General features: G+C 42.4%; 13 protein-coding genes. 4 read left to right on the top strand and 9 right to left on the bottom strand.

Going from position 1 to position 16,385, the window contains the following annotated elements:
- Positions 1 to 14 precede the first annotated feature (14 nt).
- The 9 genes from dnaB to CYCPU_RS0103535 form a co-directional block, all read right to left on the bottom strand.
- Positions 15 to 1,412, bottom strand: coding sequence for a replicative DNA helicase (gene dnaB / locus CYCPU_RS0103575; RefSeq protein WP_015005518.1), 1,398 nt, complete (start codon positions 1,410 to 1,412; stop codon positions 15 to 17).
- Positions 1,413 to 1,525: 113 nt separating this feature from the next.
- Positions 1,526 to 1,975: a 50S ribosomal protein L9 gene (gene rplI, locus CYCPU_RS0103570; RefSeq protein ID WP_015005517.1), complete on the bottom strand. Its 450-nt coding sequence runs from the start codon at positions 1,973 to 1,975 to the stop codon at positions 1,526 to 1,528.
- A gap of 45 nt (positions 1,976 to 2,020) precedes the next feature.
- Positions 2,021 to 2,923: a DUF2232 domain-containing protein gene (locus CYCPU_RS0103565; RefSeq protein WP_020932830.1), complete on the bottom strand. Its 903-nt coding sequence runs from the start codon at positions 2,921 to 2,923 to the stop codon at positions 2,021 to 2,023.
- Positions 2,924 to 2,958: 35 nt separating this feature from the next.
- Positions 2,959 to 3,195 (bottom strand): 30S ribosomal protein S18, encoded by a 237-nt coding sequence (rpsR, locus tag CYCPU_RS0103560; protein ID WP_015005515.1) that lies wholly within the window; start codon positions 3,193 to 3,195, stop codon positions 2,959 to 2,961.
- A 32-nt stretch (positions 3,196 to 3,227) separates the two neighbouring features.
- Positions 3,228 to 3,656: a 30S ribosomal protein S6 gene (rpsF, locus tag CYCPU_RS0103555; RefSeq protein WP_020161947.1), complete on the bottom strand. Its 429-nt coding sequence runs from the start codon at positions 3,654 to 3,656 to the stop codon at positions 3,228 to 3,230.
- 317 nt (positions 3,657 to 3,973) lie between these two features.
- A complete protein-coding gene (rlmB, locus tag CYCPU_RS0103550) occupies positions 3,974 to 4,729 on the bottom strand; it encodes a 23S rRNA (guanosine(2251)-2'-O)-methyltransferase RlmB (RefSeq protein WP_015005513.1) in 756 nt (251 codons plus the stop codon).
- Positions 4,729 to 7,014 carry a ribonuclease R gene (gene rnr / locus CYCPU_RS0103545; protein ID WP_020161946.1) on the bottom strand — a complete coding sequence of 762 codons (2,286 nt, stop codon included), beginning with the start codon at positions 7,012 to 7,014 and terminating at the stop codon, positions 4,729 to 4,731. Before rnr ends, rlmB begins: the two co-directional genes overlap by 1 nt.
- Positions 7,015 to 7,159: 145 nt before the next feature.
- Complete coding sequence (locus CYCPU_RS0103540; protein ID WP_020161945.1) at positions 7,160 to 8,425, bottom strand: nucleotide sugar dehydrogenase; 1,266 nt, start codon at positions 8,423 to 8,425, stop codon at positions 7,160 to 7,162.
- 18 nt (positions 8,426 to 8,443) lie between these two features.
- Entirely contained in the window at positions 8,444 to 9,238 is a 795-nt protein-coding gene (locus CYCPU_RS0103535; RefSeq protein ID WP_020161944.1) for an enoyl-CoA hydratase/isomerase family protein, read from the bottom strand.
- Between the two features lie 154 nt (positions 9,239 to 9,392).
- On the opposite strand from CYCPU_RS0103535, the gene CYCPU_RS0103530 reads away from it, so the two are divergent.
- The 4 genes from CYCPU_RS0103530 to CYCPU_RS0103515 all read left to right on the top strand — a co-directional run bounded on the left by CYCPU_RS0103530 (position 9,393) and on the right by CYCPU_RS0103515 (position 16,384).
- A complete protein-coding gene (locus tag CYCPU_RS0103530) occupies positions 9,393 to 10,700 on the top strand; it encodes an OmpP1/FadL family transporter (protein WP_020161943.1) in 1,308 nt (435 codons plus the stop codon).
- A gap of 75 nt (positions 10,701 to 10,775) precedes the next feature.
- Positions 10,776 to 12,437 (top strand): AMP-binding protein, encoded by a 1,662-nt coding sequence (locus CYCPU_RS0103525; RefSeq protein ID WP_020161942.1) that lies wholly within the window; start codon positions 10,776 to 10,778, stop codon positions 12,435 to 12,437.
- Positions 12,438 to 12,923: 486 nt separating this feature from the next.
- Entirely contained in the window at positions 12,924 to 14,060 is a 1,137-nt protein-coding gene (locus CYCPU_RS0103520; protein ID WP_015005507.1) for a thiolase family protein, read from the top strand.
- Positions 14,060 to 16,384, top strand: a complete 2,325-nt coding sequence (locus CYCPU_RS0103515) for a 3-hydroxyacyl-CoA dehydrogenase/enoyl-CoA hydratase family protein (protein WP_020161941.1) — start codon at positions 14,060 to 14,062, stop codon at positions 16,382 to 16,384. The genes CYCPU_RS0103520 and CYCPU_RS0103515 overlap by 1 nt, the downstream gene beginning before the upstream one ends.
- The last annotated feature ends 1 nt before the right edge of the window (position 16,385 follow it).

Below are 16,385 nucleotides of genomic sequence, written 5' to 3'. Positions count from 1 at the left end.
AATTAACCATCAGATCAATATTCATCATCAATGTAACTGTCATTGGCATAGTTCTCAAACCGCGTATATTGCCCTAAAAACGTCAACCGACAGGTGCCAATCGGCCCATTACGCTGTTTACCAATAATAATTTCTGCCACACCTTTTGCGTCAGAGTCTTCGTTATACACTTCATCCCTATAAATAAAAATAATAACATCGGCATCCTGCTCAATACTTCCCGACTCCCTCAAGTCAGACATCACTGGTCGTTTATTCGGCCGTTGCTCCAAATTACGATTCAACTGAGATAAAGCAATAACTGGTACATTTAACTCTTTGGCTAAGGCTTTCAATGAACGCGAAATATCTGAAATCTCTGCTACACGGCTTTCACTTTTCGATGGTGATTGCATCAATTGTAAGTAATCGAGAACAATCAAACCTAGCTGACCATGTTCTTTCATCAGTCGCCTTGCTCGGGCACGAACCTCAATGGGGCTCAGTGCTCCTGTGTCATCTATGAATATTTTAGCTTCTGCCAACAGATTAATTGAAGATTGCATTCGTGGCCACTCATCATCATCAAGCTGTCCGGTTCTAACTTTATGCTGATCAATACGGCCTAAAGAAGACATCATTCTCATCGCTAATGAATCACCCGGCATCTCCATACTAAATACGGCGATAGGCAAGCCACTTTGAATGCCTATGTTTTCTGCCAAGTTCATTGCAAAACTGGTTTTGCCCATTGAAGGTCGGCCAGCGACAATAATTAAATCAGCCGGTTGAAGACCGGATGTCATTTCATCTAAATCAGAAAACCCGGTACTCGCACCGGTAATAGCATTTTGGTTTTCATGTAATTCGGTAATCTTATCAACGGCTACGCCCAATAAGTTTTTAATCGATTCAAAACCCTTTTGCCCTTTTGCACCCTGTTCGGCAATTTTAAAAACTTTACTTTCAGCTTCGTCCAACAATTCATTTATGTCTCGGCCTTCAGTATCAAACCCAGAATCTGATATTTCATTACCAATATGAATAAGCTGACGGCGAACAGATCGTTGCCGAACAATAGCTGCATAGCTAACAATGTTTGCTGCACTAGGCGTATCTTTTGCAAGCGCCCCTAAATACGCTAAACCACCGACACTTTCTAATTCCCCAGCTTGCCCGAGCACTTCGGAAATAGTAACAACATCGAAAGGCTCGTCTTTTTTTGCTAAGTCTGCAATCGATTCAAAAATTAGCCGGTGTTCTTTACGGTAAAAGTCCTCTGGTGAAACCTTATCAGCCACTGTATCCCAGCACTGATTATCTAACATTAAACCGCCTAAAACTGATTGTTCGGCTTGTAATGAGTGAGGTGGAACACGAAGAAACTCTGTCTCATCGGGCATTTCATAGTCAAATAATGGTTCTTCAGACATGAGCAGTTTTTGAAGATAAATTGAAAGTTTTTACGATTGTACAGGAAGGTGAAATCTTCTTTGCAAAAAAAAGCCGGTGCCAAATGACACCGGCTTTTTTTAAATGTGGTGTCCTAAGCTTCAGCTACAACCGCCAATTTTAGTGATGCAACAACATCAGTATGTAAGTGGATAGCCACTTCAAATTCACCTGTCTGTCTAATGGAACCTTCAGGTAATTTAATTTCTTGCTTATCAACTTCTACACCTGCATCCGCACATGCTTTAATAATATCCGGTAAGCCGACCGATCCAAATAACTTACCTTCTTCACCCGCCTGGTGAGTAATAGTTAAGTTTAACACTTCAATGGCTTCTGCTCTTGCTTGAGCTTTTGTTAGACGCTCAGCTTCTGCTTTTTCAAGGTCTGCTCTACGTGCTTCAAATTCTTTAATTCTGGCTGGCGTCGCAAGAACTGCTTTACCACCGGGGATTAAAAAATTACGTCCAAAACCGGGCCTTACTGTTACTTTGTCACCCAAGTTACCTAAATTTGCTACCTTTTCAAGAAGAATAATGTTCATCTTTACTAAATCCTATTTATTTTAAAATTTAACTCAGCGTGCGATTCAAACAAACCGCTGACGCCAATCCATCCAAACATCTGATAAGCCAATCAACACCAAAGGCAAGATCAAATGTGGCACAAAAAATATCGCCATGTAAAAAACAAAGAGCAAATAACGGCTACCACCTCTACCCTTGATTACTACATGTACCACTGACACACCAACTATAAAAAACAATAAAAGAACTTGTATATCCAAGTTCAATATATATTCGGCAAACTGTCCGTCTAATAACACGCCTAACACAACCAGTATTGCAAATACTAACCCATCACGTGGTAATAAACGAAGGTGGCTAAACTCTTTGTCGAAACCACCTTCATTAAATAACAAGCCTTGCCACCATCTGCCTAACAGCAAACTCATCAGTAAACTAATAAGCGTACCGGCCACTACAACACCAGTAATGTACTGAGACCAGAACAGCAAACCTTCTTCAAGTTCTGCCTCGGTTACCGGCAACTCTTGTTGTTCTGCAAGGGCTTTAACAACCTCTTGAATGCCTGTTGCCCATAGCTGTGCAGGGTTATCTATTGTTAAATAAAGCCCCGTTACCGCTAACATCCCAAGTATGACTAAAAACTCAAGTGCTTTGTTTAGCTCCCCTGTCTCTCGTAATACCAGCGATATCAAAAAAGCAGGTAACCACATAATAAACAAATATGTAAAAGAAACTAACGATGTTCCTAATACTATATAGCCTATTAACGCAGTCGCGACCGTTGAGCCAATTACAACCCTAAGCCCATCAGCAGACCCATTTCTTAATGTTACCAAGCAAACACAGGCAACGCTAATGATTAATAATGGCGGCATTAACAATGACAAAATTGCCATCGTTGCTGAAACAATGGTGGCCTGCCGACCACCTTGCATAATAAATGTTGCTACTGCTTTCATCATACAAGGCTTAGCCCGCGATTACTCGCGACATAAATCTACCGTTCGTGCGCGTCGCAATATGGAATCAACGATAAGAAACGAGCTCGCTTAATTGCAGCCGTTAACTGACGTTGGTACTTTGCTTTAACACCCGTCACACGTGCAGGAATAATTTTCCCAGTTTCGGTCATATATTCTTTTAATGTATCTAAATCTTTGTAATCAATTTCTTTTACATTTTCTGCAGTGAATTTGCAGTAACGTGGGCGTCTAAAACCTTTATCAAATGCCATGTCTATTCCTTAAATTATACGTTGTACAGTGTCTATGCGTCTGTTGCTTTATCAGCATCAGGCTCAGACGTTTCTGTTGTTTCGGCTGATGATTCAGCTTTCTTTTCAACTGGCTTTACATAGGGTTTAGCCGCTTCTTTTTCGTTTGACTTGGCAAGTGGTGTAGTACCTGTCGTTGCTTCATCACGACGCATGATCATATTTCTAATCACAGCATCATTAAACTTGAAGGCTTTTTCTAATTCTTCTAGAGCCGCTTGATCACACTCGATGTTCATCAATGTGTAATGTGCTTTATGAATTTTGTTAATGGGGTATGCAAGCTGTCTTCTGCCCCAATCTTCTACTCGATGAATGTTTCCGCCACGCTCTGTTATTGATGCGCTATAACGCTCAACCATTGCAGGAACTTGCGCACTTTGATCCGGGTGAACCAAAAATACAACTTCGTAATGTCTCATTTTATTTCCTTTAGGATTATCAGCCTTCCTGACACACTCAGGTAAGGCAAGGATTGTAGTCTGATCATACAAGCTACAATTTCGAACGCGCGATTTTACAGGTATCAGTACTGCAAATCAAGTTAGCTCTAATAGTTAAACTGTTAACCATAGAAACGGCTCAGTTTTTAAACAAGCCCTTTACTGCTTAAACGCCTTAAGCAAGCTTTGTCGGCTCATCAACGACCCAAAAACCAACCAAACAGACTTGTGTTATTCAACAGACTCTTTTGCTTATTCTGATGAACACTTATAAGGGTTGATGCCTGACTGATTTTTTATGAATTCAATGATCGTTGATTTTGTCTAAGCACTTCATACAAAATAATACCCGTAGCAACAGAAACATTTAGACTTTCCACTTTTTCGGACATTGGTATTTTAATTAATTGGTCGCATTGCTGTTGCGTTAAAGACCTCAGACCTTTACCTTCTGCTCCCATCACAATCGCTACAGACCCGGTCAATTCAGCCTCAAAAACATCTTTTGTTGCTTCTCCAGCAGCCCCGCTAACCCAAACCCCTTCAGTCTTAAGGTATTTCAAGGTTCTCACTAAGTTGGTCACACGATAGACCGGAAGCAGTTCAGCGGCGCCACTGGCTACTTTACAAACAGTCGCATTTAAGCGACAGGCATTATCTTTTGGCACAATAACCCCTTGCACCCCTGCGGCCAACGCTGTTCTTAAACAAGCCCCTAAATTATGCGGGTCGGTCACTTGGTCTAACACTAAATAAAATGCTTGGTCTTGTTGTTCTTTAAGCGCCTTCTTAAGTTGCTCTTCTGTTCGTTCTTGTGGCAATTTAGCGGTTAACAAAACACCTTGATGGTTTGCATTGCTGGACAATTTCTCTAATGTTTTCTTATCAACATAGTCAACGCGAATACCAACCTCATCCAGACTTTGTTTTATTGCTTGCAGCTTTGCATCTTTGCGCTGTCGATCCATCCATGCATTAACGATATGATCAGGCCTCGCTTTAATAAGCGCTTGAACAGCATGAATTCCATGAATTTTTTGCACTTCAGCCATTAGCGTTTCTTCTTCCTACGACGTTTAGCCACAATTTTTTTCTTTTGCTCTGCACCCGCCAATGCCAAATCAATTTTTTTATCATCTAAGCTTACTTTAACCACCTTTACTTTTAGTCGATCGCCCAAACGAAATGATTTATTGGTACGCTCGCCTAACAAACGATGCTTGCTGGCATCAAAGTGGTAATAATCATCACCTAACCCAGTAACGTGAACCAAACCATCGATAAAAATCTTATCTAGTTCTACAAACAAACCAAAGGAGGTCACTGAAGAGACAACACCACTAAATTCTTGGCCAATCTTGTCCATCATAAATTCACATTTCAGCCAACTCTCCACATCACGGGTTGCCTCGTCTGCTCGCCTACTACAAAAAGAACAATGCTCACCAAATAGCGTCATATCGCTCTTTGAATAGGTAAAGCTCCCTGCCTTTTGTTTTGCGATAACGTGCTTAATGGCACGATGCGTTAATAAGTCAGGATAACGGCGAATAGGCGACGTGAAGTGCGCATACAGTTCTAACGCCAAGCCGAAATGCCCTTGTTGTTCTGGGCCATACATCGCTTGAGACATTGAGCGCAGCATCACCATTTCAATCAAATGGGCATCTGGCCTGTTTTGTATGCTCGCAATTAACTGTTTATAGTGTTGCGGTTTTGGTTCTTCTCCGCCATCTAGACTCAAACCCAACTCTGACAAGAACCCCCTCAATTTCAACAAACGATCAACACTGGGGCCTTCATGAATACGCAACAAATTAGGCATTTCGTGTTTCGCTAAAAAGTTAGCTGTTGATGCATTCGCTGCAATCATAAACACTTCTATAAGCCGATGGGCATCATGCCTAACAACCGGCTCAATTGCCTTGATTTTTCGACCTTTATCAAAAACAAAGCGTGTTTCAAATGTATCGAACTCAAGCGCACCACGTTCATCTGCAGCACCTTTCATTACTTCATAGAGCGCCCTTAATTCTTTTAAATGAGGCAGTAATTTTTTATGCTTAAGCAATAATTCAGGTGCTGCCTCGTCAAAAATCAACCCGACTTCATCATAGGTTAACCGTGCATGTGAATACATTACGGCATTATAAAACTTGGTTGATGTAACCGTTCCTTGTTCATCGATTCGCATTTCACAAACCACACATAAACGATCTACTTGTGGGTTTAGACTACACAAACCATTTGATAATACTTCGGGCAGCATTGGGATAACTTTTTCGGGAAAATATACGGATGTTCCACGCTCATACGCCTCTGTATCAATTGCACTTTGTGGCTTTACATAATGAGACACATCGGCAATCGCCACGCATAGCTTCCAACCTTTCGCCATTTTTTTACAAAACACCGCGTCATCAAAGTCGCGAGCATCTGCACCATCAATGGTTACAAAAGGTAATTTACGAATATCTTTACGGTCGGCCAAGTCGGCCTCAACAACACTGGTATCGAAACGCTGGGCCTCATCCAATACGGCCTGCGACCAACTGTTTGGCAATTCGTAAGAGCGAATGGCCATATCGATCTCCATGCCAGGCGCCATATGGTCACCCATCACTTCAATCACCTTGGCGATAGCTTGCGTACGTGAAGAAGGGTAATGGGTGATCTGAGCCATCACTATCTGGCCGTCTTTAGCACCTAACGTCGCCTCGGGGGGAATGAAAATATGCTGGAAAATCCGTTTATTTTCTGCTTCAACATGAAAAATACCCATCACATCAAAAAATCGCCCAACGACTGTCTTAACTTTCCGCTCTAGCACCTCAACCACTCGCGCCTCAAGCTTTCCTTGACGGTTCAATTTTCCACGGCTAACTACCACACGGTCACCGTTTATTAACGCTCGCATCTCATGTGGAGGGATAAACATATCGTCACCACCCGCATCACGTTTTAAAAACCCAAAACCATCCGCATGACCTATGACTATGCCCGTTTCAAGATCACTTTGTTGCACCAAGCAATATTGCTCTTTTCGATTAAATAGCAACTGGCCGGATTTCAACATCTCAGATAAATGGCGCGACACTGTTTTCTTTTCGCGCTTTGATTGGACATTCAACCCACTCACAATATCTATCCAACTTTGCGGACGTTTTTGCTGAGTTAAATAATTGATAAGTTGGGTTTTATTGATAGGTTCTTTACTACCTAAAGACGTTGTCTCGTTGTTTGACAATTTATTGCTTCGCTTCTGTTTAGACACTAATGGGAAAGTTAATAATAGAGTTGACAAGCCTAAAGCCCACGCGCTCAGTTTGCAAGCCATAGTTACCTTAAGCTACTTTTAATACCCCCTCGCCAATAAAGCGATGCAAGTATTGGCCACACATAACAGGCAAATTCAAATTAGTAGCGTATTTTACTGATCAGCCTTAATGCGCGTCGAGAACACAAACATTCATTCCTGTTTGTTACAACCGCCCATCTGTCTCATTTGAAGCAAACAAATACTTGATGTCATACAACACGTGATTAGGCTTCCCAAAGGCTCTAACAGCATTCACACCCAGGGCTTTAAATTGATCGTGCGACACAGCAATAATAATGGCATCGTACGATCCTTTAGTCGGCTGCTTTATCACCTTAAGTTGTTGTTCATTTTTTAAGTCATCAACGTTTACCCAAGGGTCGTACACCTCGACGTTAGCATTGTATGATTCAAGCTCCTCAACCATGCCTATTACACGGGTATTTCGTAGGTCTGGGCAATTTTCTTTAAACGATAAACCCATTATTAACACGTTAGCACCAACAATACTCAAACGCTTTTTGGCCATAAGTTTCAGCACTTCACTGACTACAAACGACCCCATTTTGTCATTAATCCGTCGCCCAGCAGCAATCAATTGCGGGTGATACCCAAGTGTTTCTGCTTTATGCGCCAAATAATATGGATCAACTCCAATACAGTGCCCGCCAACTAAACCTGGCCTAAAGGGTAAGAAGTTCCACTTTGTCCCTGCAGCCTCAAGCACTTCTTCTGTATCTATACCGATACGGCTAAAAATATGCGCCAATTCGTTCATAAGGGCTATATTAATATCGCGTTGTGTATTCTCAATAACTTTGGATGCTTCAGCCACTTTGATGCTACTAACCTTGTAAGTGCCGGCTGAAATAATTGACTGGTAAAGCTGATCCACTAGCGCTGCGGTATCCGGCGTTGAGCCAGATGTTACTTTAACAATAGACGTTAAACTACGTGTTTTATCCCCCGGGTTAATGCGCTCGGGGCTATAACCACAAAAGAACTCTTCGTTATATGTCAGCCCTGATATCTGCCTAAGAATTGGCACACAAACCTCTTCTGTTGCCCCCGGGTACACTGTAGACTCATAGATAACAACATCCCCTTTACCCATGTAGTTAGCCACCACTGTTGTCGCTTCTTTAATCGGTGTTAAATTTGGGTTATTACCATTATCTATAGGCGTGGGAACCGTAATAATGTAGATATTCGCAGCCGATATTTCATCTGCCTTTGCTGTAAATCTCAATTGCTTCGCAGCACTGATCTCTTCAGCTGATATTTCCAAGGTAACATCAGAGCCTTTATGTAATGCAGAAATACGCTCATTATCAATATCAAAGCCAACCGTTGGAAACTGTTTACCCAACTCAACGGCTAATGGCAAACCAACATAACCAAGGCCTATCACGGCGACATTAAATGTCATTTTGCACTAACCCTCTATTTATTCTTTAAAAATTGCTGGGCGCTTTTCGCAAAATGAGGTAACCCCTTCGACGAAATCCTCTTTTAACATACTCAAAAAAAAGTTATCCGCTTCTTCATTTAATCTATCTTTTAGACTGGTCTCATACGTCTGGTTAAATAACCGCTTGGTTCTTGCTAAAACATCTTTCGGCCCCTTACATAGTGACTCGGCAAGAGCCATTGACTCTGTCTCTAGCAACTCGACAGCGACAACTCGATTAACCATTCCCCAACGTTCAGCTTGCTCTGCGGAGAAACGTTGCCCAGTTAGTGATAATTCCAGCGCTCTTTTTTGACCAACTGCTCGCGGTAAGAAATAACTCATGCCACCATCAGGTGTAGTGCCAATTTTACAATATGCAACGGAGAACACTGAATTATCCGCCGCCACCACCATATCGCACGCTAACATTAAACTTAACCCAAACCCTGCAACAGCTCCCTTAACACAGGCAATAACGGGCTTTTCCATCATGACAAGATTCAATATTGCCTGATGCAAATTATCAAACATATCACCCGGTAATGCTGACTCACCCTCTATTGCATAAGCATCTACAAGTGATTTGAAGTAATCAATGTCGCCCCCAGCCATAAAATGATCTCCCGCACCGGTGACAATGACACACTTAATGCTTTCATCATTTTTCAACTCCTCAGTACAGCGCAGTAAGTCAGCCGGCATTGTTGAACCAACCACATTTAGCTTTTCAGGTCGGTTCAAAATAAGCCAAGTAACACCGTCTTTTTTTTCTACTAAAACTGACGACATTTATTCACTCCTAATAATTTTTAATATTGAGCATGGTGTCCTTGATCTTATTCTTTTGCAACTAAATTTGACCTTTTCAAAAAATTGGCATACAAAAGGACTGCGTTACTTATAAAAATACTAATTACAAAAGTAAATGACTGGAGGATGTAACATGAATACTCGCTCTATTAAAGTTTTTGCTTTATCCACCCTGTTTACATTACCTTTTTTTTCTCCAATGTCTCACTCAGCCGCTTTCGGTGTCGCCGAACAAAGCGCACTTGGTTTGGGGAACGCCTTTGCAGGTGGTGCAGCTTCTGCTGAAGACGCCTCGACCATTTGGTTTAACCCAGCGGGCATGACGCGTATTAATGGCAACCAAATGGTACTCGGCATGCACTTTATCGCGCCTTCATTTGATTTTGATGACGACGGAAGCACTAACTCTGCTGGCGCTAGCAACTTTGCAGATGGCTCAGAAGACGGCGGACGTTTTGCCTATGTACCCAATTTTTACTATGTCCACAGCCTAGATAATGATGTCAAAGTGGGCGTAGGCATTAACTCACCGTTTGGACTTGCAACAAAATATGGCGCTGACTGGATTGGAAAGTATCAGGCGATTGAGTCTGAAATTGTTACCGTTAATATCAACCCCTCCGTAGCTTGGAAAGCCACAACGAACCTCTCACTTGGCTTTGGCATCAGCATTCAATACATTGAGGCCACTTTAAATAATAAGGTAGATTTTTCTGTTTTAGGAGCTATTCCTGACGGCTTTTCTCACTTAGAGGCCGATGACATATCGTATGGTTTTAACCTAGGAGCACTGTACAACATAACCAATAAAACACGCATTGGGCTTTCCTATCGATCAGAAATAAAGCATGACTTTAAAGGCGATGCCGATTTCCGTAATATTACATCCGCTTTAAATTTAGACCTTGTTTTAGCAGATACCCATTTAGACGTTCAACCTGATCTGCCCGCCAGTGCATCATTAAGCATCCACCACCAATGGAATGATAGTATTGATATTATGGCGGATGCCACTTGGGTCGGCTGGAGCTCTGTGCCCGCTCTAGTCATTATGTTTGATAACCCACTTAAAGCAGATAGCACCGATATCTTACGACTTAAAGACAATATTCGTCTGTCTCTTGGTGCTACCTATTCAACAGAGGGCCCTTGGACATACCGCATAGGCGCAGCTTACGATGAAGGTGCTGCAAGAAATGCATCTTCCCGTTCTTCACGCTTCCCTGATAATGACCGATATTGGTTAGCCATTGGCGCTAGTTACCAACTTGCCGATAATTTATCTCTTGACGCGGGCTATGCTCACCTCTTCGTACCGGACACAAAAATCAATAGATCTTCTGAAGTCACTGGACTTAACCCAGCAGAACTTAGCGCTGTTAGAGGAGACTATGAGTCTGATGCTGATATTATCAGCGTACAACTGCGCTGGAATATGTAGACCAGTAGACGTTTATAGCCATTATAAAAACCGATATCAACATACTTAAACGCCTAATCGACAAAGGAGAACATCATGGATAGGCCTTGGTTAACCAGTTACCCCGATGGTGTAAATTCAGATATTGATATTCATCAATATAACTCTCTCGTCGAGATCTTTGAACACAGTGTGGAGTTGTATGCAAACCTCCCAGCCTTTAGCAATTTCGGCACCACAATTAGCTATGCCGAGTTTAGCGATGCTACAGAATCAGTTGCCGCCTATTTACAAAATAAACTTGGGCTGGAAAAAGGAGAACGTGTTGCCATTATGATGCCAAACTTACTGCAAAACCCTGTTTCAATTTTTGGTGTTTTGCGAGCTGGCCTAACAGTCGTTAATACTAACCCGCTTTATACCGTTCGTGAATTACACCACCAACTAAAAGATTCTGGTGCCAAGGCGATTATTGTTGTTGAAAACTACGCCAGCACAGTTCAAGCAGCTGTAACTGATACCGATATTGAGCATATTATTGTTACCAAAATGGGCGACATGCTTAACTTCCCTAAATCTATTCTCATCAATTGGGCGGTTAAATATCTAAAAAAAATGGTCCCTCCTTACACTCTACCCAACGCCATTTCATTCAAAACCGTCTTATCTGAAGGATCAAACCAGGACTTTGTACCAACACCACTTAGCCATCATGATATTGCATTTCTGCAATACACAGGCGGCACAACCGGTGTTGCCAAAGGCGCCATGTTATCGCATAAAAACATGGTTGCTAACATGTTACAGGCATCCGAATGGATAAAAAATGACGTACTACCGGGCCGTGAAGTTATTATTACTGCTTTGCCGCTCTATCACATTTTTTCCCTTACTGCTAATTGTCTGGTCTTTATGGAGGCGGGCGCAAACAATATATTAATTACCAACCCAAGAGACTTCAAAGGCTTCGTTAAAGAACTTAGCAACACCCCATTTACCGCCATAACTGGAGTGAATACGCTTTTTAATGCTCTTATTAATACACCTGGCTTTGCAGATATAGACTTCACCCAACTTAAAATATCATTGGGTGGCGGCATGTCGGTACAACCAGCCGTCGCTGCTCAATGGAAGAAAATAACGGGATGCACGCTTGTAGAAGCATTTGGCTTAACCGAAACCTCACCCGCCGTCTGTATTAACCCTTTAAATTTGGAAGAATTTAACGGCAGTATTGGTCTCCCCATTCCATCAACCTATTGCAAACTAATAAACGACCAGGGTGATACGCTTCCAAATGGTAAAGCGGGGGAACTCTGCGTTAAAGGCCCACAAGTTATGCAGGGTTATTGGAATCGCCCAGAAGATACCGCAGAAGTCCTATCCAACGATGGCTGGTTTAAAACCGGTGATGTTGCAAAAATGGATGGTAATGGATTTTTCTACATTGTCGACCGTATAAAAGACATGATTTTAGTCTCTGGTTTTAACGTATACCCAAACGAGATAGAAAGCGTTATTGTTGAACATAAAGGCGTCTTAGAATGTGGCGTTATTGGTGTACCCGATGACCTACGTGGCGAAGCTGTTAAAGCGTTTGTTGTCAAAAAAGACCAATCATTAACAGAAAGCGAACTACTGGCACATTGCAGAAAAAGCCTTACCGCCTATAAAACACCCGATAAAATTGTTTTTATTCATGAACTACCTAAAACCAATGTCGGTAAGGTTTTAAGGCGTGAACTTCGGTCTTTATAGTCAATGCCAAGCTGCGTTTTTGTATCTACCCGCTTGTTCAATTGACGTTACTATAAGGCAGGCGCATATTGCATATTAGGCATAATATGAAACATGACACGTTATACATAGCAATAACGATAACTGGCATTGCAAATGTTAGAGCTTATACGCTAGCACGCTATAAAACGAGCCGCTTTAAAAACTCTAAAAGTCCTATTTTTAACCTCACCTTTCCTTGTAACAGTTACACGCATAAGTGGCTAACGCTTTGCGCTAAACTCTTTCACTATTCATTCATTAATATCAACGTTTTTACGGCGTCATATAACAGTCTTACAGAACAAACAACACATATAACCCCTCTACTTATCAGCTCAGCAGGCCACATTAGGCCGTTCACTGAGCGTCGACATGGGACTGAAAAAAACACGCAAAACGTAAACAAACTTAACCCACCGTCTCAAAAACTCTCAGCATTCAACCTGCCATCAGATGGAGCAAATCATGAAAAATGTTGTTATAGCAGCTTACGTACGATCACCCCAAACTTTTGCCCATAAGGGCGCTTTAGCAACCCTAAGGCCAGACACCCTGGTCTCTCAAGTGATCGCCGGCCTAGTTAGCAAAACAGGCATCGACTCAGGCTCACTAGAAGACATTATAATGGGCTGTGCTTTCCCAGAGGGCGAACAAGGTCTTAATATCGCCAGACTGAGTGGTTTAATGGCAGGAATACCCAACAGTGTTGCCGGGGTCACAGTTAATCGTTTTTGTGGCTCTTCTATGCAAGCCATTCATATGGCTGCCGGTGCTATTCAAATGAATGCAGGAGAAGCCTTTATTTGTGCTGGCGTTGAATCAATGAGTCGCATTCCCATGGGCGGGTATAACCCTATGCCAAACCCAGCCTTATTCAACACCCTACCAGCAGCCTATATCAGCATGGGGGAAACAGCTGAAAACGTTGCGAAACAATACCAATTGTCACGCTCACAACAAGACGAGTTTGCCATTGCTAGCCAACAAAAAGCTGCCGCCGCTCAGCAACAAGGCCGCTTTAAAGATGAAATCATCCCCATAGACTGTGATTCAATCATTGTTGAGATGGATGGCTGCATCCGAGCAAATACCAGCATCGAAGAGATGGCAGGATTAAAGCCCGCTTTCTCTACTGACGGAACCGTAACGGCGGCCAACTCTTCCCCGCTGACTGATGGCGCTTCAGCAACATTAGTTTGCAGCGAAGAGTACGCCATACAAAATAAATTAACGCCTTTGGCTCGAATTAACAGCATTGCTGTATCCGGTTGCGCTCCCGAAACAATGGGCCTAGGACCAATTTTCGCGACCAAAAAGGCCTTACAAAGAGCATCCTTAACGATTACAGATATAGACATCATTGAAATTAATGAAGCCTTTGCCAGTCAGTCTATCGCTTGTATTCAAGAACTTAAGGTTGATATTAATCGAGTTAATATTGATGGTGGCGCCATTGCTCTCGGTCACCCTCTTGGTGCGACAGGCGCTAGAATCACAGGAAAAGCAGCCGCTTTATTAAAGCGCGAAAACAAACACTATGCATTAGCCACTCAATGTATTGGCGGCGGGCAAGGTATTGCAACTATCCTGGAGTCTCTCTAATGAAAATAGACAGCATCGCCGTCATTGGCGCAGGCGTAATGGGCAGCGGCATTGCAGCCCAGATTGCGAATGCCGGTAAAAAAGTTTTGTTATTAGACATCGTTCCTGAGGGTGCCGAAGATCGCAGCATCATTGCTCAAACTGCCCTGAAAAAATTATTGAATACAAAACCAGCTGCGTTAATGCATAAACGTAACGCCAAAAACATTACACCTGGAAACCTAGAGGACAATTTCAATGATTTAGCCACTGTAGATTGGATAATAGAGGTAATTGTTGAACGCTTAGATTTGAAACAAGATTTATACAAAAAAATTGACGCAATACGTAAACCAGACTGCATCATTTCATCTAATACCTCCACACTCCCTCTTAGCGATTTAACAGCTGGAACATCCAAAGACTTCTCACGTCATTTTCTCATCACGCATTTTTTCAACCCACCTCGTTATATGCGATTATTAGAAATGGTTGTCGGGCCAGATACACAGCCAAAAGTTGTGGAATGCTTAAGTCATTTTTGTGATTACAAACTAGGCAAAGGGGTCGTCAAGTGCCATGACACACCCGGCTTTATTGCTAATAGAATTGGTACATATTGGATACAAACTGCCTTACTAGATGCCATTCGCCTAAAGCTAACCGTAGATGAGGCCGACAGCCTAGCGGGCACACCAATGGGCGTTCCTAAAACAGGCATTTTTGGCTTAATGGACCTAGTGGGCATTGATATCATGCCCTATGTTTTAGAGTCCATGGTTCACTCCTTACCTAAGCACGACCCATTTCAAGAACAAGCGGTTATTCCAGACATCGTAAAAAAAATGATTACCGATGGCTATATAGGCCGCAAGGGAAAAGGTGGATTTTATAGACTCAGTACGTTAAACGGTAAAAAAACCAAAGAGTCTATTAACTTAATAACTGGAGAATATGCCCCACACAAGCAAACAACATTAGAGTCACTAAAACCTTCAGTTAAAAAGGATCTACGAAAACTGGTTTCATTCGATGACAAAGGTGGTCAATTTGCTTGGTCAGTTTTATCAAAAACCTTGTGTTACTCAGCTTCTTTAGTTCCAGAAATAAGCGACAATATTGAATCCATCGATCGAGCTATGAAGCTAGGCTATAACTGGAAGTATGGCCCGTTCGAACTGCTCGATAAAGTCGGGGTTGATTGGTTTATCAATAAACTAAACGATAACCAACAACCCATCCCACCGTTCTTGTTAGCAGCACGAGGAAAAACCTTTTACTCCTTTGAAAACGAGCAGGCGTTAAGCTTAAACCTTGCCGGTGAGTATCGTCCGGTAGAAAAACACGAGGGGGTTTTAACATTAACCGATATCAAGCAAAGCCAACGCCCTATCAAGTCGAATTCATCCGCAAGTCTATGGGATATTGGTGATGGTGTTCTCTGTTTAGAGTTTCACAGCAAAATGAATTCGATTGACCCTGATATTTTAGCTCTGATTGGTAGTACAGTTGAGGTCATTCCAACTAATTACAAAGCCTTAGTTTTATACAATGAAGCCGACAACTACTCTGTTGGCGCCAACATTGGTTTAGCCTTATTTGCTGCTAACACAGCCGCTTGGCCACAAATAAATCAGATGGTGAAATCAGGGCAAGATACCTACAAAGCCATGAAATACGCCCCCTTTCCTGTTGTTGGTGCACCATCTGGAATGGCTCTTGGAGGCGGCTGCGAAAGCTTGCTTCATTGTGATGCCATTCAAGCACACGCAGAGTCTTACCTCGGCTTAGTTGAAGTAGGCGTTGGGCTTATTCCATCATGGGGAGGCTGTAAAGAACTATTAACCCGCTGGATGCTAAACCCAAAACGGGCTAAAGGTCCCATGCCAGCGATCAGCAAAGCATTCGAATTAATCAGCACTGCCACCGTCTCCAGCTCAGCAGAAGAAGCGAAAAGCCACTTATTCATGCGCCCAACAGATGGCATCACGATGAATCGTGAACGCTTATTATTTGACGCAAAACACAAAGCCTTAGAACTGGTTGAGGGCTACCTTGCTCCTGAAGAAGCTGAGGTATCACTACCCGGCAGCACCGCACGTATAGCGCTTAATTTAGCCGTTAACAATTTTGTTAATACAGGTAAAGCAACACCCTACGACAGCACCGTTGCCGACCAATTAGCTATGGTATTGAGTGGAGGTGACACTGATATTACTGAACTACATACTGAAGATGATTTATATGCACTCGAACGCCAAGCCTTTGTAACACTGATCAAAAATACTAATACATTAGATCGTATGCAGCACACACTAGAAACTGGCAAACCGCTGAGGAACTAAA

The organism is Cycloclasticus pugetii PS-1 (assembly GCF_000384415.1).
Lineage (GTDB): Bacteria > Pseudomonadota > Gammaproteobacteria > Methylococcales > Cycloclasticaceae > Cycloclasticus > Cycloclasticus pugetii.
This window is presented reverse-complemented; position numbering and strand designations above follow the sequence as displayed.

What these genes read in the sequence shown, in the direction of transcription:
- dnaB (WP_015005518.1), bottom strand. Translation starts at nt 1,412, where the DNA reads ATGTCTGAAGAACCATTATTTGACTATGAAATGCCCGATGAGACAGAG.
- rplI (WP_015005517.1), bottom strand. Translation starts at nt 1,975, where the DNA reads ATGAACATTATTCTTCTTGAAAAGGTAGCAAATTTAGGTAACTTGGGT.
- CYCPU_RS0103565 (WP_020932830.1), bottom strand. Translation starts at nt 2,923, where the DNA reads ATGATGAAAGCAGTAGCAACATTTATTATGCAAGGTGGTCGGCAGGCC.
- rpsR (WP_015005515.1), bottom strand. Translation starts at nt 3,195, where the DNA reads ATGGCATTTGATAAAGGTTTTAGACGCCCACGTTACTGCAAATTCACT.
- rpsF (WP_020161947.1), bottom strand. Translation starts at nt 3,656, where the DNA reads ATGAGACATTACGAAGTTGTATTTTTGGTTCACCCGGATCAAAGTGCG.
- rlmB (WP_015005513.1), bottom strand. Translation starts at nt 4,729, where the DNA reads ATGGCTGAAGTGCAAAAAATTCATGGAATTCATGCTGTTCAAGCGCTT.
- rnr (WP_020161946.1), bottom strand. Translation starts at nt 7,014, where the DNA reads ATGGCTTGCAAACTGAGCGCGTGGGCTTTAGGCTTGTCAACTCTATTA.
- CYCPU_RS0103540 (WP_020161945.1), bottom strand. Translation starts at nt 8,425, where the DNA reads ATGACATTTAATGTCGCCGTGATAGGCCTTGGTTATGTTGGTTTGCCA.
- CYCPU_RS0103535 (WP_020161944.1), bottom strand. Translation starts at nt 9,238, where the DNA reads ATGTCGTCAGTTTTAGTAGAAAAAAAAGACGGTGTTACTTGGCTTATT.
- CYCPU_RS0103530 (WP_020161943.1), top strand. Translation starts at nt 9,393, where the DNA reads ATGAATACTCGCTCTATTAAAGTTTTTGCTTTATCCACCCTGTTTACA.
- CYCPU_RS0103525 (WP_020161942.1), top strand. Translation starts at nt 10,776, where the DNA reads ATGGATAGGCCTTGGTTAACCAGTTACCCCGATGGTGTAAATTCAGAT.
- CYCPU_RS0103520 (WP_015005507.1), top strand. Translation starts at nt 12,924, where the DNA reads ATGAAAAATGTTGTTATAGCAGCTTACGTACGATCACCCCAAACTTTT.
- CYCPU_RS0103515 (WP_020161941.1), top strand. Translation starts at nt 14,060, where the DNA reads ATGAAAATAGACAGCATCGCCGTCATTGGCGCAGGCGTAATGGGCAGC.